At 50.5% G+C, this 20,473-nt stretch carries 21 protein-coding genes; 7 read left to right on the top strand and 14 right to left on the bottom strand.

Annotation, left to right across the window (positions count from 1 at the left end; genetic code table 11):
• Positions 1-528: S-layer homology domain-containing protein (locus tag B5D52_RS15460; protein WP_143287358.1), on the top strand; the 528-nt coding region annotated here is incomplete at its 5' end.
• 717 nt (positions 529-1,245) lie between these two features.
• Here the strand turns inward: B5D52_RS15460 and B5D52_RS15465 are convergent.
• Entirely contained in the window at positions 1,246-2,265 is a 1,020-nt protein-coding gene (locus tag B5D52_RS15465; protein ID WP_016149186.1) for a hypothetical protein, read from the bottom strand.
• A 127-nt stretch (positions 2,266-2,392) separates the two neighbouring features.
• On the opposite strand from B5D52_RS15465, the gene B5D52_RS15470 reads away from it, so the two are divergent.
• From B5D52_RS15470 to B5D52_RS15490, 5 genes are all read left to right on the top strand, one after another.
• Positions 2,393-3,283, top strand: a complete 891-nt coding sequence (locus B5D52_RS15470; RefSeq protein ID WP_016149187.1) for a LysR family transcriptional regulator — start codon at positions 2,393-2,395, stop codon at positions 3,281-3,283.
• Positions 3,284-3,857: 574 nt separating this feature from the next.
• Positions 3,858-4,145, top strand: a complete 288-nt coding sequence (locus tag B5D52_RS15475; protein WP_016149188.1) for a nucleotidyltransferase family protein — start codon at positions 3,858-3,860, stop codon at positions 4,143-4,145.
• On the top strand, positions 4,132-4,521 hold the full coding sequence (locus B5D52_RS15480; protein ID WP_016149189.1) for an HI0074 family nucleotidyltransferase substrate-binding subunit: 390 nt from the start codon (positions 4,132-4,134) through the stop codon (positions 4,519-4,521). The genes B5D52_RS15475 and B5D52_RS15480 overlap by 14 nt, the downstream gene beginning before the upstream one ends.
• Before the next feature lie 560 nt (positions 4,522-5,081).
• On the top strand, positions 5,082-6,332 hold the full coding sequence (locus tag B5D52_RS15485) for a RecQ family ATP-dependent DNA helicase (protein WP_016149190.1): 1,251 nt from the start codon (positions 5,082-5,084) through the stop codon (positions 6,330-6,332).
• Positions 6,329-7,357, top strand: a complete 1,029-nt coding sequence (locus B5D52_RS15490) for a phage/plasmid replication domain-containing protein (protein ID WP_016149191.1) — start codon at positions 6,329-6,331, stop codon at positions 7,355-7,357. The genes B5D52_RS15485 and B5D52_RS15490 overlap by 4 nt, the downstream gene beginning before the upstream one ends.
• Before the next feature lie 857 nt (positions 7,358-8,214).
• Here the strand turns inward: B5D52_RS15490 and B5D52_RS15495 are convergent.
• From B5D52_RS15495 to B5D52_RS15550, 12 genes are all read right to left on the bottom strand, one after another.
• Positions 8,215-9,120 carry a PHP domain-containing protein gene (locus B5D52_RS15495; protein ID WP_016149192.1) on the bottom strand — a complete coding sequence of 302 codons (906 nt, stop codon included), beginning with the start codon at positions 9,118-9,120 and terminating at the stop codon, positions 8,215-8,217.
• 41 nt (positions 9,121-9,161) lie between these two features.
• On the bottom strand, positions 9,162-9,968 hold the full coding sequence (locus tag B5D52_RS15500; protein WP_016149193.1) for a Cof-type HAD-IIB family hydrolase: 807 nt from the start codon (positions 9,966-9,968) through the stop codon (positions 9,162-9,164).
• Complete coding sequence (locus B5D52_RS15505; RefSeq protein WP_016149194.1) at positions 9,965-10,786, bottom strand: Cof-type HAD-IIB family hydrolase; 822 nt, start codon at positions 10,784-10,786, stop codon at positions 9,965-9,967. Before B5D52_RS15505 ends, B5D52_RS15500 begins: the two co-directional genes overlap by 4 nt.
• Positions 10,783-11,067 carry a hypothetical protein gene (locus B5D52_RS15510; RefSeq protein WP_016149195.1) on the bottom strand — a complete coding sequence of 95 codons (285 nt, stop codon included), beginning with the start codon at positions 11,065-11,067 and terminating at the stop codon, positions 10,783-10,785. The genes B5D52_RS15505 and B5D52_RS15510 overlap by 4 nt, the downstream gene beginning before the upstream one ends.
• Positions 11,068-11,101: 34 nt before the next feature.
• Positions 11,102-11,923 (bottom strand): PTS system mannose/fructose/sorbose family transporter subunit IID, encoded by an 822-nt coding sequence (locus tag B5D52_RS15515; RefSeq protein ID WP_016149196.1) that lies wholly within the window; start codon positions 11,921-11,923, stop codon positions 11,102-11,104.
• A 2-nt stretch (positions 11,924-11,925) separates the two neighbouring features.
• On the bottom strand, positions 11,926-12,783 hold the full coding sequence (locus B5D52_RS15520; protein WP_016149197.1) for a PTS mannose/fructose/sorbose/N-acetylgalactosamine transporter subunit IIC: 858 nt from the start codon (positions 12,781-12,783) through the stop codon (positions 11,926-11,928).
• 73 nt (positions 12,784-12,856) lie between these two features.
• Complete coding sequence (locus B5D52_RS15525) at positions 12,857-13,351, bottom strand: PTS sugar transporter subunit IIB (protein ID WP_016149198.1); 495 nt, start codon at positions 13,349-13,351, stop codon at positions 12,857-12,859.
• A gap of 32 nt (positions 13,352-13,383) precedes the next feature.
• A complete protein-coding gene (locus B5D52_RS15530; protein WP_016149199.1) occupies positions 13,384-13,809 on the bottom strand; it encodes a PTS sugar transporter subunit IIA in 426 nt (141 codons plus the stop codon).
• A 206-nt stretch (positions 13,810-14,015) separates the two neighbouring features.
• Positions 14,016-15,320: an extracellular solute-binding protein gene (locus B5D52_RS15535; RefSeq protein ID WP_016149200.1), complete on the bottom strand. Its 1,305-nt coding sequence runs from the start codon at positions 15,318-15,320 to the stop codon at positions 14,016-14,018.
• A complete protein-coding gene (locus tag B5D52_RS15540) occupies positions 15,317-15,994 on the bottom strand; it encodes a response regulator transcription factor (protein ID WP_016149201.1) in 678 nt (225 codons plus the stop codon). Before B5D52_RS15540 ends, B5D52_RS15535 begins: the two co-directional genes overlap by 4 nt.
• Positions 15,991-17,298, bottom strand: coding sequence for a sensor histidine kinase (locus B5D52_RS16640; protein WP_016149202.1), 1,308 nt, complete (start codon positions 17,296-17,298; stop codon positions 15,991-15,993). Before B5D52_RS16640 ends, B5D52_RS15540 begins: the two co-directional genes overlap by 4 nt.
• Before the next feature lie 13 nt (positions 17,299-17,311).
• Positions 17,312-18,259 (bottom strand): sugar ABC transporter substrate-binding protein, encoded by a 948-nt coding sequence (locus tag B5D52_RS15550; RefSeq protein ID WP_016149203.1) that lies wholly within the window; start codon positions 18,257-18,259, stop codon positions 17,312-17,314.
• 232 nt (positions 18,260-18,491) lie between these two features.
• Here B5D52_RS15550 and B5D52_RS15555 point away from each other — a divergent pair, with 232 nt between their 5' ends.
• The gene (locus tag B5D52_RS15555; protein WP_016149204.1) at positions 18,492-18,944 is read left to right on the top strand and encodes an IS30 family transposase; all 453 of its coding nucleotides are present in this window, start codon (positions 18,492-18,494) and stop codon (positions 18,942-18,944) included.
• Positions 18,945-19,479: 535 nt separating this feature from the next.
• Here the strand turns inward: B5D52_RS15555 and B5D52_RS15560 are convergent.
• Positions 19,480-20,473: substrate-binding domain-containing protein (locus B5D52_RS15560; protein WP_242951107.1), on the bottom strand; the 994-nt coding region annotated here is incomplete at its 5' end.

Below are 20,473 nucleotides of genomic sequence, written 5' to 3' on the forward strand. Positions count from 1 at the left end.
CCGGCAGATGCGTGGTTTGCTGAGGCTGTTCAGTATGTATATGAGCATGATTTGATGACCGGTGTATCGGAAAATCTTTTTGCACCGAATGCGCAGATGAATCGTGCTATGGTTGCACAGATTCTATTTAATGTGGAAAAACCGGCCGATACCGAGGCGCCGGCAGCATTCAGAGACGTAGCTCCTGATGCTTGGTATGCCGAAGCAGTTAACTGGGCTGTTTGGCAGGGCTATATGAGCGGCTACGGTGCGGGCAGTTTTGGTCCGAACGATGCGCTGACGCGTGAGCAGCTGGTAACGGTCCTGTGGCGTTATAGCGGCAGCCCGGTGATGGGTGATTCGTCTATGCTGAATACCTTCTCGGACGCAGCGATGACTTCTGATTATGCACAGCAGGCGATGACTTGGGCATATGCGCAGGGTGTAATCAGCGGAAACGCGGATGGTACGCTCAATCCGCAGGGGACTGCAACCCGTGCAGAGGTGGCGACTATCCTTATGCGCTTCTATGAGAATATGGCAGAGTAAACAGTGCAAAGTCCAAGATTTTAATTGGATTAGTATGTGACAGTGTATTGTCAAACTACGTGTACTGGGAATTCAGTTGAAAGTCTTATAGCTCCCGAGCAGAGTGAAAACTAAGAATTTTATGAGACCTGGCGTTTATAAGCGCCAGGTTTCGTTTTAGAAGAGTGGAAGTCAAATAGGAAAGGTTTCTGCCTTTGTGATAACCCTCTCGGAGTGGCTCGTTCGAATTTTCATTGGTATTTTTCTGCTAAATACAATGGATATCGCACAGCAGCTGCTCCAGGATATGTTACCACTTGGCAAACTCGGTTCCACGACTGCAAGGAAACTATCTTGACAAGATGCGGAAAAATGGAAGAAAGTGCAGAAATAATCGTAATTTCCAGAGTTGCTGTAGTTTAGCCAGGAATTTTAACTGTAATGTGAAATCGAGTTTTGCGCTTTATCAATGCAGCAAAGCAATTCTGACTTTCTCAAGATACTCATAACTGTACCAGTTTCCCAATGTACAAACAATCGATTCTCAAGTTACATTGAGAAGAACTTGCCGCTCTGGGACTTCCACTCTCGCAAGCAGAGTACGCCTATCGTCAGCAATGAGAAAAAAGCATACCAAAATCGCAATTAAATTTTAAGGGTACCATAGGTTTCAAAGCAAAAAGGACAGCCACAACCAATGTGCAGCTGTCCTTTTCAGGTGTTTTCAATAATTGTGTCTTATCGGCGTGTCGGCAGTTTGCTCTGGCGTGTACAGCCATTTTTTGTTTCGGTTTCGCCCCAAGCCCAGTACGAGTCAACCTCGCGGGTATCGCCTACACGCTTCCAAAGGCCTTCCTGCTGAGGCGTGGGCGGGTATTTTTGTAACATGGCCGGCATTTTGCCTCTGGGATCTGGGGTGAACTCCCATTCCTCGCCATCGATCTTCAGCCTGATGTACTGAGCAAACGGCGGGTGATCCGGATCGGGCGTTACCACGCCCTCAATATTCTGTGTTGCAGTTACAGTATTGCCATCGGTGAATACCGCAAAGCCCAGGCGATCATGTCCGAAAATAAAATGTCCAGCATCAATAGAGCCATCTTTATATTTGGTTGCCCAGGTGTACCACATGATATGGCCATAGTTTTGCATCATGACATCGCGGTTCTGATACAGGCAGCCGCCTTCGGCCATATACACCTGATCGAATGCCACAAAACCACGTGCCTTCACACCTTGGAACTCACCCGACAGTTCAAACATATGCGAAACATAGTAAGTGCCGTCATCTCGTGCAGGGAGATACCAGTGCAGACCAGGCTTGATCATCGGACCTTCCAGACAAAACAGGCCATCTTCGATCCACTTGATGTGGTCTTCGCTCACCCGGATTTCAAAAGCCTTGCCGGGAATACCAGGAGCGGAACGCCAAACCGCTTCGTTTCCTTCACGGACACCAACCGAGCCCTCGGAGGTGGCACAGTCCTTAGTCAGATCGGCATTAAACATCAAGTTTTTTCCGTCAAGCGTGGTATCCTGAATGACCAGTCCGCTGTAAATGGCATTGCCTCCGGGATTACGAAGCAATTCATACATTTGACCGTCTTCTGTACGGATATTACCATACAGGGGGATAATGCTAAGGTCCAGGCCGAAATAGTCTCGATCAGACAGCATATCATCTACGCTCGGCTTGTGTGCGCCTGCAAGCTGCTGAAAGAAGTCTCCGCGCGCGTATACACCACCTAATTTTGGCATTTGAATACCTCCTAAAAAATGATTTACCTTTCGGCAGCTTCATTATATACTATATATTATAAAAAATAAAACACATAAATAATTCAAATTAACATTAAAAAGATACATAATAAAGGAGGCCGAACAGATGGAATTGCGTCAGCTGAGGTACTTCGCCGCAGTCTGCGAAACCCTGCATTATGGAAAAGCCGCGCAAAAACTGCACATGGCGGAACAGCCACTCAGCTTTCAAATCAAAAAGTTAGAGGAGGAATTGGGATATAAGCTTTTTGAACGCACTACGAGGTCAGTAAGCATCACACCTGCCGGACAGGCCTTTTTAAGCAAGGTGACAGATGCTTTCCGCTCGTTAGAACAAGGCGTGGAACAGGGGCGCAGAATTGCAGAAGGGAAAAATGCCAGAATTAAAATCGTATACAACAGTATGACGATCAATATGGTAATTCCGCATATTATACAACAGTTTAAGCTGAAATATCCGGATATTGATATCCTATTAACCGAGAAAAATTCGCCGCAATTGGAAAATGCGGTTATGAATGAGCAAGCGGATATCGGGATTATCGCGTTATACTGGGATGATTTCGATGGCTTATGCCATAAAATCATCTTCGAGGAAGATTCAGTCGCTGCTATACCCAAAAGTTGGGATATATCCAAACGTCGTATCCATAGTCTGGCAGAGTTGAAAGACTTGCCATTCATTGCGTATTCACAGGAAGCTCGAAAAAAGTCCTTTGATGCGTTTAATGCGGTATGTCATTTAACCGGCTTTTCGCCTAAAATTGTGCAAGAGGCAGAATCCGATATTGCTGCGCTTGGTTTGGTTGCAGCTGGTCTAGGCATAGCTCTTGTGCCGGATGGATATCGGGATATTTTTTCCAGTGCCGTTTCCTACCATGTGCTCAAAAAGCCTCGTGTACCACTTAAAGTTGCCCTGATCTGGAAAGAAAATCATTTGTCAGAAACAGCACGCAACTTGATTGCAATCGCCAATGACTGTAAATTTGATGCCTGATATATGAAATGTGATGACGAGTGCGTTTCCTTGGAGCTGGCGGCGAGCCGTTCTCAGAAGTACGACAAACGTATCCGAATCGCAAAACTCATAAAATAAATCTGCAACTTTTCTGCGCTTAAAACCACTGAATAACAAAAAATCCCACCTGAAACCAGGCGGGATTTTTTGTGTAAATGGTGGAGACGAGGGGAATTGAACCCGTCTTGGAGCACTGCATCACCATTTTATTGTGCAGCTTTACCTGTGATTTGCCAGGTTTTGCTGCACTTTTCCTGATGGGTGATTGCAGGTGATTTTCATGATTTGGTAGATATTATCTACCAAATATCTACCAAAAGTATTGCGTATAAAAGAGAAAAACATTCTAGAATTTGCTTGATTTATATATTTATTATATAATATATTAAAAGAAAGTTCAAGTTTTGAATGCTTCGTAAGAGTGCAAGTTATATGAGCAGTGTTGCACGTATATAGCGTATGCGTTAGGTTGACGGTTTTGCCCAATCCGGATATACTGAACACAGTATAGTTTAGATATGTGCATTGAGAGTTGAACGAAAGGGGATCGAGTATGCTCCCAACTGAATTAAAAACCGAAATTGCATCGCTGGCATATCGAGCGGGTGCAAAACGAGTCGTGCTCTTTGGTTCCCGTGCACGCAATGAGGAGCGGCCGCGCAGTGACATTGACCTTGCAGTGTTTGGCTTGCCGCAGCAAATGGAAGGCATGTTTCTGGACGGGATTGACGAGCTGCCGACCCTGCTTAAGTTTGACGTTGTGCTGATTGATGATTGGACAAGTGCCGATTTGCTGGCTGAAATCAGACGAGACGAGGTGGTAATTTATGAGTCCGCATAAGACCAAACGAGAAAATTTTATCCGAGCGGTTGCACGTCTGGATGCTGCTGTACAGGATTATCAGCAGTATCATATGGAATCCATCCGCGATGGCATGATTCAGCGCTTTGAGTTTTCTTTTGAGCTGGCATGGAAGGCGCTCAAGGAATATATGACCGAACAGGGCGTGTCCGATCTGCAATTCCCAAAACAAATTTTGCAGGAAGCATATGCGGCTGGGCTGATCGATGATCAGGCAGTCTGGCTGGAAATGCTGCGTGCACGTAATAGTATGTCGCATATTTATGACGATGAGCTGGCAGCGAAGATTGCGCAGCGGATTGATGCGGTGTTTCTGCCGGTGCTTCAATCACTGGTGCAGTTTTTCAAAAGTTAACAATACACTGAGACACAATACTTCGTGAATTTGAGAATCGGATGTTTGGAATAGCAGCCGATTTTTTATTGAGACGTAAAGATTTAAGGCTGGTTTTATAGATCAATGCCTGCAGTACAGAACAATATTCTGATCATTTTGTAGTGGGATATGTGGGAGTTTTCCACATATCCCACTGTATTTTGCAAGAGATCAGATATATTTGTGCAGTTGTATATAACGGGTCAGTAACTTTTATCCCAATATTATCTGCATAAATTTCCGAGTGCTGCGACTTACTTGACACGCCGCAGATTTATGTCTAGGCAATTTCCACAGCACAAATCATTCTCGGTCGATATGCTGAATATAAGAAAAAGTGCACTATGTAATACGACTTTTTACCCTGTTTTGCATCACACAATGTCAAAAATTTATCTCATCCCATGTAACACCATAGCTGAGAGCAAATCTTCAATCATCTGACATCAATTCTAAAAAACAAAAAAGTTCACGATTCGGCATTTTAAAATTACACAGCCTCAACATAAGGATAATACTTTTTATGAGGTGAATACACAATGAAACCGGATTATGAACTCAAACCAGCCATGAAAAAGATGCAGATTCAGTCTCTGCGAAAAGAACAGATTAAACCCATTCAGTCCATTCTCAAAGGACACGATACGATTGTCAGTGCACCAACATCTATGGGTAAATCCCTGATTTATCAGTTACCTGCCTTGGTACACACACATCAATTAACCCTAGTCATTGAACCTACACTGGCACTCATTTATGATCAGGTGAAGAAGCTGCAAGACTTTGGAATCTCAGCGGATTATCTGGATCATACCCGCTCGAAATCACAGGAAATGTCTGTGCTTGCTGCACTATCCAAGGGGAGTCTTACGTTCTTATACGTCACACCTGAACGCTTGCAAAGTACACGATTTCAAGCATCTCTATCTATGTGTGATCTGTACATGGTCGTGATTGATGAGTGTCACTGCATTACCGAGTGGGGATATACATTCCGCGATGCTTACTTACAGATTGGGCAATTCATTGAAGAATTACCGCGAAAGCCGATGGTGTTTGCTTGTTCAGCAACCATTCAGGAACATACCGTTGAAGATTTGTCGGACAAACTGCATCTAGATGCTCCTAAATGGTTTCGCTGCGACCTGACCCGTAAGAATCTCATTCTGATGAAAAAGGATCTGACGATGGAAGATCGATCTCTGGAAAATAGGCTGTACTCTCGTTTCAAGGCTGTCAAAAAGGCGGTTCGGAAGTATCAGGATACGGGTTCAGTTGTTATTTACGCATCGACGATTGACTATGTGGATGCGCTTTATGACTATCTATCCGAGTATTTTCCGGGACAGGTCGTTGGCAATCACAGTAAGATGAAACCACACAAAAAGGAAAAGATGCTGCTGGACTTTCTGACCGGACAACGCAAAATCATGGTTGCTACTACTGCGTTTGGTATGGGCGTGGATGTCCCTGATATTGAATTGGTTCTTCATTTTAACGTACCGCTCAGTATGGTTGACTATGTCCAGCAGATCGGTCGAGGAGGACGTGATGGACGCAAATGCCGTTGCGTTCTTTTTTATGAGCAAAACGGGGATGACCAGAAGATTTTCGCCTCTTTTTGTAAGAAATCTCAAAATTCTAAGATGCTAAAGCAGCGCTATCAGGAAATGCAGGACTTTGTACACAGCACAGGCTGTATGCAGCAGGACATACTTGCATATTTTGGTCAGGCTACAGAAAAGACCTGTCAAAAGTGTACGAACTGCGCAAAGGAGCGAAGAAAATGAAGATAGAACGAGGAATCCACACATTCTCCCTGACCGCACCGTGCAGCTATCATACCATTCAGGAGCTGCGCGAAACACAGAGCCATTATGTACGGAAAATATCAGGAGCGAGACTTACAAAAATCATTTCTTTAAACAAATACAAACCACAAGGTGTAGAAATATTGCTAACACAGTCAATCGATCATCGATCTTGGATTCGGCTGATTATTAACCCATCCTCGTTGTGCAGCGGACGATATGAGCCGTTAGCATTATTTCAGGCAGAACATGCCGATCTAAAGCAAATCCATAAACGGCTAAAAGAGATCATCAAAGAATTAGATCTGCCGATGAAATTAAAGGATTTCAAGCTAAATCGTGTGGATTTAACACGGAATCTGTATTGTAAATCGTCAGAAGAGGTGAAGGTACGACTGGATATCTTTCGGAAGTCTGAACAGTTACCTCATTATAAAGAAAAAAACCTTAGGCACAAATCTGGCGAGCGGGATGAAGCTGTCGATCAACCACTGTATGCAAATAAGAAAAATCAGCATTCTTGGACGACCTGTGCAAAAAATTGTGAATTTTCGGTTTATGACAAGGGATATGAGCTGAAAAAACAGCACGGAATTACAATATTATCATCGATTCTACGCCTAGAATTGCGGATTTCCAGACAGCGTTTACAAAAGCTTGCAGGCAAAGGAAATTGGGAAGATCAGCTCCACCAGCTTTCAAAAGATCAGGATAAAATCATGGATAAATTTTTACACCGATTGCATCAGGACTTTCCACAGGTTGTGCATAGAGAGGAAGCATTCAAACGGATTGAGAAGAGCAGTTTTCAGAAGCGAACCAAAGATAAAATGCGGGAACTTGTCAAAAAAATGAGCAGCTGTGGTTCGTTCACAGCTGCTCGTCAGAAAATGGGATTGAGTAAAAAATCATTTATTCAGTTGTTGGGAAAGTTTAAGAAAATAAAAATCAGTCCGATTCCGTTACTGGAGAAATTTGTTCGATCCAGTTTATATTCAGAATGATCGAATTTGATAAAATGAAGAATATAGTTTGCTTTATGTAGTTTACAGAGCTTACGGGCAGCTGTGTGCTTGGCTGTTTCGGCGTTTGGTTTGATATATGTCCTGAATCTACCTTTGGCTGATTGCACTGCTCGTCTCTAGTTGTACACAGTCTCAAGGAGAGATTAAGTTGCTAACATATTGTGTTCACTCTGATTACGTGGAATAGTTTCGATATATTAACCTTGTGTGCTACACTATATTTCTGTAATACGACACTCGTTCGCATCATAATGCGATTCAGCGATATAATCGCAAACGATCCACCTGTTATGGATGCATCCGCTGTGGGAGCAAATCTGCAGCCTTCCGGTCCGAAAGATGTTTCCAACGATATTACCCGGAGAAGGAGATGTATTTTTGTGGTGGATGATTTTCCCAGATATTCCGGCATGAAATGAGCTGTCTGCGGCTGTGATGGATCTGAATGATGTGGCTGACGAAAAAAGTATATCCTTTTGCGGACTGAGGATTTTAGTTTGCAGGCTGAGTGTATTATCCCAAAAGATATCATCAGTGGATGGCTGAAATATTTTCCAGATTCTAAATTGCTATTTCCATATGGTAGTTGAGTAAATGATTTCGCATATAGTAAGAATGCCGATAATCGTCAGGATTGCTAATCACAACTCTTGATTCGGAAGGCTTGGAGTTATATAAGTATTACAACATGTGATAAAGCAGGGTATTTATGCGCTATCGCAAGCACCGATTTAATCGGATATTCATACAGGAAATCTTCTAATGAAATATAGGAAAATTGCACCGAATTAGAGGCTTTCATCGGTATGAAAAAGATGAACTGGTATATTGATCAGTCATTCAGTAGTGTACAGATTATACTGTCCCAATGCCTGCAAAAGAGCATTGCGCACCGGAATCTCGTATTCCAGCCAATCAACCGTTCCCAATTCAATATTCGGCTTGATTCTGCCGTGAAAATCACTGCCGCCGGTAATCAACAGGTTTCGTTTCTCGGCTTGTTTCACATAAAAAGCTGCCTGTTCGGCGGTATGATAACTGCTGAATGCTTCCACGCCATCCAAGGGCAGGTGCAGCACATCGTCCAGCAGCTTAAAATCAGTTATACTGACACCCGGATGGGCGAGAACTGCAATACCACCCGCGTCATGGATGTGCGCAATCGCCTGGGCAGCTGACATCATGGCAATCGGTGTATACGCCGGTTTTCCCGGTGCGCACACCGACCAGTAAAAGTTCACAAGCGGCTGATCGGACAGTGCACCGCCCGGCAGCAGCGATACAATCAACGGATGCGACCGATTTTCCGGCTGATGCAGCGCAGACTGCGCAATATCCTCCGCACAAATTGCGTTTTTGCCAGCCAAATATCGTACTTCGTCGCGGTCAAATTGAATGCCCAGTGCAGCAACCGCATCCATCAGCTGTGCGCCAGCGGTCGCGAACTGTTCCCGTGCTTCGTGCAAAGCACGGAGCAACGTCGGGTTGGCAATATCAATCCCGTACCCCAGAATATGCAAGGGCTGTGCACCATATGTACAGTCCAATTCGACGCCGGAGATGGCGCGCACGCCGAGCTGGGCGCTGCGCCACATAAATTCCACGGTTCCTGATACGTCATTGTGATCGGTCAGTGCTGCAAGGGTTACGCCCTGCTGCCTACACCGCTCAGCCAATCCGCGCGGTGAAATTTCCCCGTCGATACTGACCGATGAATGTAAATGCAGATCGGTCTGTCCCATACTGCTCCCCCCTGTTTCCGGTTGATTGCCCTATAACTATTTCAGCCAAGCAAGTGATAGACCGCTTGCGCGACGCCGTCATGATCGCAGTCGGCTGTCACATATCGCGCCAATTGCTTGAGTGCAGAGTCGGCATTTCCCATCGCCACCGGCATGCCGACCGCGCGCAGCATGGCGGCATCGTTATCGCTGTCTCCAATGGCGATCATCTCCTCCGGGGCAACCCCAAGCATCTCCCCCAGGCGAACGAGTGCCGTTCCCTTGTCCACGCCTGCCGGCATGACCTCAAAGTTATCACTGCCCGAGCTGGTAATGGTGATGTCCGGCAGCGTTCGGATGGTCTCGAGTGCCCGGTCAAGGTCCTCCTGTGCGCCGATGGCATAGACCTTGGTCACATCCAGTTCACGTGCGCGAATGGTGCCTGCAATATCATCCAGCACCACTTTATTCGCATGAAAACCTTCCACACGGTAATTTTGGATAAAATCCCGGTCGGAAAATGGATTGATAAAGATTTTGTCACCCACATAGATCATCACGCGCACCGGAAGATTCTGCACCGCGGCAACCGCCTGTGCACCAATCTCACAGGGCATGGCCCAGCTTTCCAGAATGCGTTCATCGGATGCCGTCGCAATCGCGGCACCGCCTGCGGTGACCATCCGATCCTCACAGCAGATTTCGCGGGCAAACTCTGCCGCTTCTCCGACAATGCGGCCTGTGGACAACACCACATGAACGCCGCGCGCCGCGGCCCAGGCCAGTGCCTCACGGGTTTTGGGTGTGATTTGTTTTTGCGAGTTGAGCAATGTGCCGTCCAGATCGAGTGCGAGCAGACGGTAGTTCATACAGTTTCCTCCTTCAGCCAGTGATAGATCGCCGCGGCGACACCGGCGTGGTCATTGTCCGGCGCAATCCAGTCCGCGGCCTGCCGTGCAGCCGGAGAGCCGTTCCCCATCGCGATGCCCAGACCGGCCGCGCGCAGCAACGCGCAGTCAATATCATGGTCGCCAATCGCCATGGCCTGTGCGGGTGAAATGTCCAGATACCTGCACACTTCGCGCAGGGCGCGTGCCTTGTCCGCGTGCTGGGGTACGATTTCCAGATATTCGTCCTTGGAGCGCAGCAGATCGGCCTGCACTCCGTGTGCCTGCAATATTTGATAAAATCGGTCAATGCGTCCCGCGTCGCCCATGCACAGTAGCTTGTGCGGTGCTCCCGCTGCAAGGGCGTGTTCGAGCGCGATGCAGGTCGGGCGCAAGCCAGTGATCTCTCCTTCCGCGTTGCTCCACTTATCATCCTGTGCGACAAACCATGCGGTATCCCGGTAAAAGCTCAGCGAAATCTCATTTTGCTGCGTCAGCTCAATGACTGTGTGCGCGGTGTCTTCCGGCAATCTGCGGTCAAAAATCCGCTGCACACCATCTTCGATCAGTGCCCCGCCAAAGCTGGCAATGACTCCGGGAACGCCCAGCGCCTGCGCGATGGGTGCGATAGCCTGCGGCGGCCGCGCGGACAGCAGACAGACCGACACACCTTGCGCTGCCGCATAGTGCACTGCCGCCCGATTTTCGGGCGGCAGTTGATGTGAGGTATTCAGCAGTGTTCCATCGATGTCCAAGCACAGCAGGCGAAGGGGAAATGAAAAGCCTGTGTTCCGGTTCATGCCTGTTCCACCGCCTTTAAGATGTGTGCTACATTACGGCGGCCGTTGCGAATGCCAAGGCCGAGGATGACGGCACAGGCTACGCTGACTGCGGCGAGCAAGATTCCGGCCACGCCGCAGGCCAGACGCATTCCGGTACCGGTAAGTCCCCACCAGGCCAGCACGGCAGCGCAGGAGGAAAGGAGCATCGCGTTCCTCAGCCAACCTGACAAACGCTTGAGCGCATCTTTTTGCTGCGCAGCCTCTCGGATCAGTGTGTTTCGACTCAGTTTGGTATTCATGGGCGCGTTCTCCTTTCCCAGTGATTTGTCTCTCTTAGTAGCTCAGCTGCGGGTCAAAGAAACCGAGCAGTACGCCGACCAGCGCCACGCCAACCAGAATGAGCATGACCGTGGTGGGTGCCATTTTCTTTTTGCTCATCAGCCAGTAGCAGAACATGACGGCTGCCAGCGGCAGAATTTTGGGGAAGATTGTGTCTAAGACACCTGTCTGCAAGGCGATATCACCGGGCAGGACCATGGGTGTGGTAATCGAAATCCAGGTTGCAGCAACTGCGCCGATGACAACCGTGCCCAGCATGATGATGGACTCACGGATGGCGTTGGCCTTTTCGCCGACGATCAGCTCAACCGCCTTGCCGCCCAGCTCATAACCCTTATAGTACAGGAAGCGCATGCCCAGCGTGAGCACGATGTTGTAAACCAGAATGTAGAAGATTGCGCCGAGCGGAGAACCGCCGGAGGACATGCCCAGTGCGACACCGAGCAGAATGGGGATCAGCGTGCCGACGAGCAGGCTGTCGCCGATGCCGGCAACCGGGCCCATCAGACCGGCGCGGATACCGTTGATCATTTCGCCGTCGATTTCCTCGCCGTTTGCCTTGGCCTCTTCCAGACCGGCGGTCATACCGACGATGACCGTGCCGAGCTGCGGTTCGGTGTTAAAGAATGCGGAATAGGTCTTGAGGGCTTCTTTCTGCTCCTCCTTGGTCTCATACAGCTCCTCTACCAGCGGGAGCATGGCGCACAGATAGCCAAAGGTCTGCATGTGCTCCTGAGAGAAGCAGGTCAGATGGCCGTAATACCAGTTGCGGAACGACTTGGCAAGCGCCTTTTTGGAAAGCTTTTTCTCAGCCATGGTCAAATCTCCTCCTCATCATCGTCAAATTCGTCCGTACCCGCATCTGCTGCGACAGGTGCAGTCTTATGTATGCTCAGCAGCTTGATGCGGTAGTTGATGACTGCGAAGAAACCGCCGACGACCGACGCTGCAATCAGGTTCAGACCCATGCAGGCGGCCAACGTAAAGCCAAACAGGAAGGTCAGCAGATCAACCGGCTTGGTTGCAACCTGCTTGAGCAGGATGGCAATACCGACTGCCGGCAGCAGCGAGCCGACCGTAAACAGAGTCTTCATGGCGATGCCGTCCATGGGCAGATATGCCTTCATCAGATCGACCATGTTGACACCAACCTTGGTGATGATAAACGTGGGAATAAACGAGCACAGGATGTGCGAAATCCACGGCAGACCCATATCAACGACATAGAGCTTTCTCAGATCGCCCTTTTCCAGCGCTCTCCAGCCCATGTGCTGCCAAACGAGGTTGACCGTTGCGGTGCCGTAGAACAGGACGGTACCCAGCGTACCGACTGCCGAACCGAGCGTGACCGCCATTGCCTGACCCTCAGCGGATGCCGGGTCCAGACCCATGCCGTGTACTGCGACGATGGAAAGCGGAATACCGATATACGAGATGGCACGCACGTCAGCGGATACCGTGCCGCCCGGCGTAACGAGTGCGATGTAAACGACCTGAATGGCCGCGCCCAGATAGATACCGGTCTGCACATCTCCCATAATCAAACCGACGATCAGACCTGCAACCAGCGGACGACCTAACGTGTAGTTGCCGAACACCGTGCCGCCCAAGCCGGGCATGGATGCCAAACAGGCGAACAAGCCGAACAAAGCTGCCTGCCATACCTGGATTTCCATAAATCCTTCACCTTACCTTTCTGATTTTGCCCCTTTTTTATCTCAAAGCAGCGGTTTTGCTGCTCTGGCATCATCAATAACCGAACTGACCGCGGAACTTCTTCCAGTTGCCGATTGCGGCTTCCTTAATCAGTGCAAACTCGACCTCGTATCCCTTCTGCATGATGGCTTCGAGCGCCGCAGCTTCCTCCTTGGTGATCGACTGGTTGTTGCCCAGCTTGACCGCACCCTCACGATCGTTGCACGGGCCGATGACCACGGTCTTGACCTCGCCCGGGTCGAATCCGTCATCGACCAGAATCTGCTTCATGGTGATCGGGTCTTTTGTGATCAGGAAATAGCGATCCTTGCTCGCCAGCACCTTGCCGCACTTGGCACGCCACTCGTCGAGCGACCAGACAAAGGTCTTTTTATCGCTGGCATTTTTGTAGGCTGCCTTGAGCACCGGGGTCTTGGCTGCCTTGTCGTTGACGGCGATCAGGCCATCGCAGGGATATTCCAGCGCCCAGCGGGTGCAGGTCTGGCCATGAATCATGCGGTCATCTACACGGATAAAAGAGATAGACATAACTTTTTTCCTCCTCGATCAATACGGTATGATTAAATGTCGTCTTCTTCGCTGGTTTCCAAGTCGAACGGACGCAGCTGCGTGCGGCCATCCTCCATGATTTCCGCCGCAACCTGTTCCAACGGGGTGTCTGCATCGGCAAACGCTGCGGTCAGAACGAGCGGTAAGTTCATGCCGCCGATGGCTTTGGTGTGCGGCAGCAGACCCTTCTCGGTCAGGACATCCAGCGCGGTGGTCAGCGGCGAGCCGCCGATGATATCGGCAAACAGCAGGATTTCATCCTCAGCGGTCACGTCAGCGACCAGATCGGTGAACGCCTTTCGGTAGGTGTCTACGGCCATGCCGTCGAGCAGGCTGGTCGAGCGAATGTCCTGGCGATCGGCACCGGCCATCATACCAACCGCGTTGTGCAGTCCCGGTGCAAAGGTTCCGTGGCTGACTAAAATCAAATAGCGCATGTTCAAATTTCCCCTCTCTTGTTTTGTTGAGACAATTTTACCAATCCCGCAAAGAAAACACATCTGCATTTTGTCATGAATACCAGATGACACTTATCCTGTTTTGCATGACAAATGTCATTTCATTTGTGCGAAAGCGCAAAAAAGCCGCCCCGGTTTTTGGCAAATTGCCAAAACCAGAACGGCCTGCGGGGCACTCTCCCCGATTAGCTTTGCAAATATTCATTTAATTGCCGCTGCACGCGCTGGAGCTGGAGCGACAGATTATGGTCATCTTCCATCGCGGTTGTGACCAGACTTTCGGCAAGCAGAAGCGCCTGATCATACGCGCGGAAATGCGGTGCGGCGACTGCCTGCTCCATGGTGTCGGACAGCAGTTCCAAGCCCAACTGGCTTTCACCCGGTGTGTCATGCTGCAAAATCTGCTGTGTTCTGGGCGACTGGGTGACCCGGCGCAGCGCCGAGACACCGTGCGAATCGGTGTACAGCATCGATTGGGTTTCATCCGAACAGGTCAGCTCCTTGAGCAGCTCCCATGCAAGCGATTTCTGCGTGGATCGATTGCTGATGGCAGCCAGCACCGTGCTCAGCTCCGACCGCCCCGTCCCCGACGGGCCGCCCGGCATCTGGATGCAGTCCCACTCAAAATTCGAATAGCGCTTGATGCGCCATGGATAGGGCTGATAGGTGCGGTAATCGGAGAACAAAAACGGCCGAAAGGCTACATGACCCTCGTCAAAACTGCGCGCCGTGATGTCACAGTCGGCATACAGGGCTTGCAGCTTTTGGGCAAACTCGACGGCCTCCACGCAGTCGGGCTGCGCAATCAGACAGCTGGTTCCGTTTTCGTCGAACAGCGCCGCGCCATTGGCCGCTAGCGCGTCGCGCCAGGTATAACCATAGCTGCCAAACTGATCGATCACACCATCCCCATCGGTATCCCGTGTCACCTGCGCGCAGATCTGGTAAAAGTCATCCCACGTCCAGTCGTTATCGGGCACTGGAATGCCCTCGGCCTCCAACAGGGTCTTGTTGACAAACATCAGCGTTGGCACACACTCGTACGGCAGCGCATACTGCACGCCGCCCGACGCACCGCTCTTGACTGCCGCGTCATAGAAGTCCGCAGCCGAGACCTCACCATCGCTTTCCAGCAGGCTGTCCAAGGGCTGCAAGGCGCCAAGCTCTGCCAGCATGCCGAAATCTTCCGGCATGACCAGAAAGACATCGGGTTCTGTGCCGAGCAGATACTGATCAGCCAGCCATTCGGAATAATCGCGCTTCAAAATGCCGCTGGTGTACTCCACGCGCACATTGGGGTGCGCCTGCTCAAATCGTTCGATTGCGGCATCGATGACCGCATAGCAGTTTCCGGTCGGCGCATCCCAGTAGCTGCCGGCAATGACGCCCACCGTGAGCACGGTTTGCTGTGCACTGCCCAGCACGGTCAGTATCAGCACCACAGCCGACAAAACCACACTGACCGCCACTCGTTTCAGACAGGATCTCATGTTCGATCTCCATACGGATCGGCAGTCACGCCGGTCTGTACCGCCCAGATGGCAAGCTGGGTGCGATCACGCAGATCGAGCTTGCTGAGCACGCTGCTCAGGTAATTGCGCACCGTGCCTTCGGACAGGCAAAGCGCTGCTGCGATCTCCTTGTTGGACTTTCCGCAGCCCACCTCGCGAATCACACGCCATTCGTTTTCCTGCAATGACGCTGTCTGCTGGGTATCCACGGCAATCTGCATGCTGCCACGCGCCATGCGAGCAAACATCTCGAGTGCCTTGGAGGCCACACCGGGCATGATGATCGAACCACCGCGCACCACTTCGCGGACTGCGTTTGCCAGCTCGCTGACCGAGACACCCTTAAGCAGATAGCCGGACGCACCATAGCGCAGCGCACCGAATACATACTCGTCATCGTCGAAAGTTGTCAGAATAATGACCTTAATCTGCGGATGTGCAGCCTTAATCAGCCGCGTGCACTCAACGCCATCCACCTCGGGCATGCGAATGTCCATCAGTACAACATCGGGTTTTTCCTTGCGCACCAGCTCGATGGCCTCTCGGCCATTGGACGCCGTGCCCACCATTGTAATATCCGCCTGCGCGTCCAGCACAAAGCTCAAACTCTGGCGAATCAACTCCTGATCGTCTGCAATCAATACACGAATCATATCTCATCCCCCCATCGAAGCGGTATCGACGCTTCTATTCGAAATCCATTGCTTCCGTTCACCTGCAAGCTGCCTCCAAGCAGCCGCAGACGCTCCCGCATGTGCCGCAGACCAAACCCCTGCTCAATCTTGACACAGCCGATGCCGTTATCCTGTACGACAATCAGCATCCGACGCGCCTGACCGGTCAGGTTCACGTCAATTTCGGTCGCATGACCGTGCCGGATGGCGTTTGTCACACTTTCCTGCACAATTCGATAGACGGCGTCCTCCTCATCCTGAGAAAGGCGCATGTCCGCTGGCTGCATGTTCAGCCGAATTTCAGCGTGTGAGGTCTGCTGCATCTCGCTGCACAGCTTGGCCAAGGCCTCGGACAGCCGGAACCGTTCCAGTGCATCCGGACGCAGCGCGCTGACCGATCGCCGCACCTCATTCATACCCGCTCGCGCCGTTTGGGCAATCAGTTCCATCTGTTTGCGCGCCATATCGGGCGAAATATCCAGCATCTGAATGCAGGCATCCGCACCGGCTGTAATACCGGTCAGCGCATGACCGAGCGTGTCATGGATTTCCCGCGCCAGTCGATTGCGCTCGCGCGTCTCGGCCATACGCTCGCTTTCCGCCGCATACGCTTTGAGCTGGATGTTCAAGACAGACAGCTTTTCGTTGGCCTTGGCAAGCTCACCATTGAGGCGGCGAATGGCTGTATTCTCCTCGGTTCGCCGTCCCACCAGCACAACCATATACCCGATAAACAGAATCAAATTGAGCGCACTGAGCAGGCCGATGGCGGTCTGCATCAGCTGGCGCGGCTGGCCGTCATAGTATGCCAGATACTCGGACACCGACACCATGCCGAACGCCGATTGCAGGACATCCAAACTGGTCAGCAGATAGAACGAAGTCATTGCAGCGAGAAACAGCATACGTCCCCGACCGTGCAGACTGTCCACCAGATTGACTACCGCGAGCAGCAGCAGCCCGTTATAATCCAGATGCAGCGCCAGAATAATCAGCAGCGCCGTCCCCGGCTCCAGCCAGAATGCAGCGCGTCCGCTGCCCAGTTTGCCGCTGCGATACAGAAAATCGATGGCTGTAAATGCCAGAAATCCAACTGCGGCAAAGGAAACACTCCACGGGGCAGCGGGCAGACCGCTCAGCTTCTGTAAAAAATCTACCCCTTCCGCACGCTGTGCCGCGCGCAGCGGTGTCAGAATAAATACAGCGCTCACAAAGGCGCAAAGAGCCAGATTGATGAGCAGCATCACCTGTCGCAGCAGCGGAAGGCTTTGATCCTTTTGCATCCCTGCCCCTCCTTTACTGCCAACCGTCCGCGCCGAACTGATTGACATTGTCTATGGTAATCAGCTCGACCGGTACAATAATCTCGGTGTCATACGGTTCACCGGACAAAATCTGGTAAATGACTTGCGCGGTCTCCTGCCCGATCTGAATGGGAGACTGGGCAACGGTTGCGGTCATAACGCCCTCAAAAATCATGTTTTTGGCCTCGGGTGCACCGTCCACGCCGTAAACCTGCGTCCGATCCAGCAGATTGCGTTCTTCCAGTGCGGCCATTGCGCCCAGTGCGGTCGGATCGTTGAGCGCCATCACGACATCGATGGTCGGGTCGGCATCCAGCAGGCTGTTGAGTGCCGGCATCGCCAGCTCCAACTGACCGTCACTGTTCGCACGGCCAGCGATCTGATACTGCGGATGGCCTGCAATGGTGTCACAGAACCCCTGAATGCGGTCCACACCCGACTGTGCAGCAGGATGTTCCAGCAGCGCAATCCGCGCCGAATCCCGTGTTTGCATCAGATGTTCGGCACACAGCACGCCTGCGCCGTAGTTGTCCGACGCGATCGTGCAGGCGACCAGCTCGGGATCACTGACCTGTGAATCCACGATCACGACGGGTACATTTGCCTGACGCGCTTCCTCGAGTGCCGGTGAAATCTGCTGAAAATCCACCGGATTTATAACCAATAAGTCAATTTCATTGGACAGCAGTTCATGAATCTGGTCGTTTTGTTTGTTCTGGTCGAGTGCCGGATCGCGTGTCAGCAAAATATCACCGCGGCTTTCAATCATCAGCCGCAATTCCTCATCGATGACGCTATAAAATGGATTGTTCATCGTCATATAGGTTGCACCGATGCGCAGTGGCTGCTCCTGCTCCTCCCCCCATACACCAAGCGTTAAGCAAAGCCACACCGTCAATATTGCGCTGCACAGCGCGAGAAGCAGCCGTCTCCATTTCATTGTCAGCCCCCCTCATTTTCTCTTGTTATATATTATAGCATATTAAGAAATGTATGGAAACAGTTTTAAAGATTATAGATGCCCGTATCTATTACTCCTGTAAATAACATTTTGATGGTGAATTCTACTATCAAGTGCAACAGTTTAGGGAAATAAAAAGAAGTTCATACAGCGCCCTGAAGCCCTAGTAGAATAGAGTTACGACACAACCAAACCACGAGGAGGGAACTGTATGAACTACCATCATCTTACCATAGAAGAGCGCAGCTGTATACGAAAATATTATGTGGATGGGCTGAGTTATCGAGAAATTGCACGGCTGGTAGGAAGAGATGTCAGTACAATATCGCGCGAGATTCGGAGAAACTGTACGCATATGTACGACATCCCGACATACTATCCCCACACAGCCCGGAAGAAGTACCTGCTGCATTGCTCCTACTGTTACCGGGAGATGTTTCATTCTCAGGAAGTAATCGAGTACATAAACGAAAAGCTGAAAGCAACATGGTCGCCGGAGCAGATCGCCTGTACGCCATGCGAACGGAAGATGCCCGACCGAAGAGTGCAGGCAATGGAGAACGCCATTGTTTCGACGCTGTCTGCCTTTCCTCCTGCGTTGGTCAAGACCATCATTTGCGACCGGGGAACGGAGTTTGCCAACTGGCATCGCATTGAAGAATGATTGCATTGTGATGTCTATTTTGCCGATCCCTACTGTGCTTGGCAGAAAGGCACAAATGAGAACCTCGACGGTCTGCACCAGGAATTTTATCCCAAGGGAAGGAATCTTTCTCGTGTTGCCGCTGCAACTCTAAAACGAAACCTGGCGCTCATAAACGCCAAGCCTCGTAAGGTGCTTAAATTCCATTCGCCTCAGGAATTATGGTATGCTGAACTTAATTCCTGTTGCACTTAGTTTGACAATTCACTCTTAAAGCCCCCTGACTTTTTTCTCTGACGGTTCAACTTTCTGTGTCCATCAAATCGCGAGACGCGATACCGTAGATTGTTTTGAGTGCGCCACCACGGCCTCGGTTATTTCTCCCTCCCGCCTTCAAAGGAGGTCACAATTATGACCCTACAATATGAGCCGGCACATTTATAATCAGCTCTTTATATATAAAAGTAGAACCCGAAGGGGATTCCTTCGGGTTCTCTCGTATGGTCTTCACTTAATACGCCAAAATTTGAGTGCTTTCGACCGCCATACCACATGATTATGCTTTCTGCGGCAGTTCCGGCGTCATCGTAATTTCCAAATCACTATTGTATTTTGTGCGGATGGCGATATCTGTATAAATCAACTCGCTTTGCGGACTCTTTTTATGCGTGATATATTCATATAACACATAGGGCGAGCGGTATCCCTGCTCAAATGCCTTTTGATCGAGCACACAGCTTAAGCGATCTGACTGCAGCAGTTGCATGGTAATCTCATTTAGGTCAAAGGCAATGACCTTCACCTTACGTCTCAACCCCAGATCTTCGATTGCCTGACACACACCTTGTTGTCCATTTGCCGCGACATAGATGCCCGCTAAGTCCGGCGTTTGCAGCGTCTGGGGTGCGTAAAAGTCAAATCCTTGGTCGAGCAAGTGCTGGTTGTCATCCAGACTTCGGTCGTCCAGCGTTCCTGCAGCCGTGTCAAAGTGAGTCAGCTTGTACGCGGCAAAGGAGTGCAGCGCGAGATCGTGCGCGTTATCACGCCATTGCGGACAGTAGAGCAGGACGGCGGTGTCGTCGATCAGAAAGAGGTCGGGGCATTCGATCATCTGACATGCTTCGGACTGTGCGACCGGGCCGATCAGGTTCCAGTGCTGCGCATCCGAGGAGGAGAACAGCACGATTGCACCCTTGCCGGTGCGCTGCTGTGCGCCAATGACCATCCAGTATCTGCTACCGGCATGAAAGACTTTGGGATCGCGGAAATGTTCGGTGTAGCCGTCAGGGGTCGTGAACATCGGGCCGGTTTTGAGAAAGTGCTGTCCGTCTGTGCTGATGGCCAGACATTGACTGCTGCGGCGCTGGCCGTCCTGCTTGACGTTGCCGGTGTAGAACAGATGGAGCGCATCGTCGATGACCAGCGCACTGCCTGAATAGACGCCCTGCGCGTCATAGGATTGGTCGGGAAGCAGGGCGCTGCCGTGAAATGTCCAGTGTGTCAGATCGGGTGAGGTGCAGTATCCCCACTCTTTGTGGGAATGGTTTTTT

It is taken from the genome of Butyricicoccus pullicaecorum DSM 23266 (assembly GCF_900167005.1).
Lineage (GTDB): Bacteria > Bacillota > Clostridia > Oscillospirales > Butyricicoccaceae > Butyricicoccus > Butyricicoccus pullicaecorum.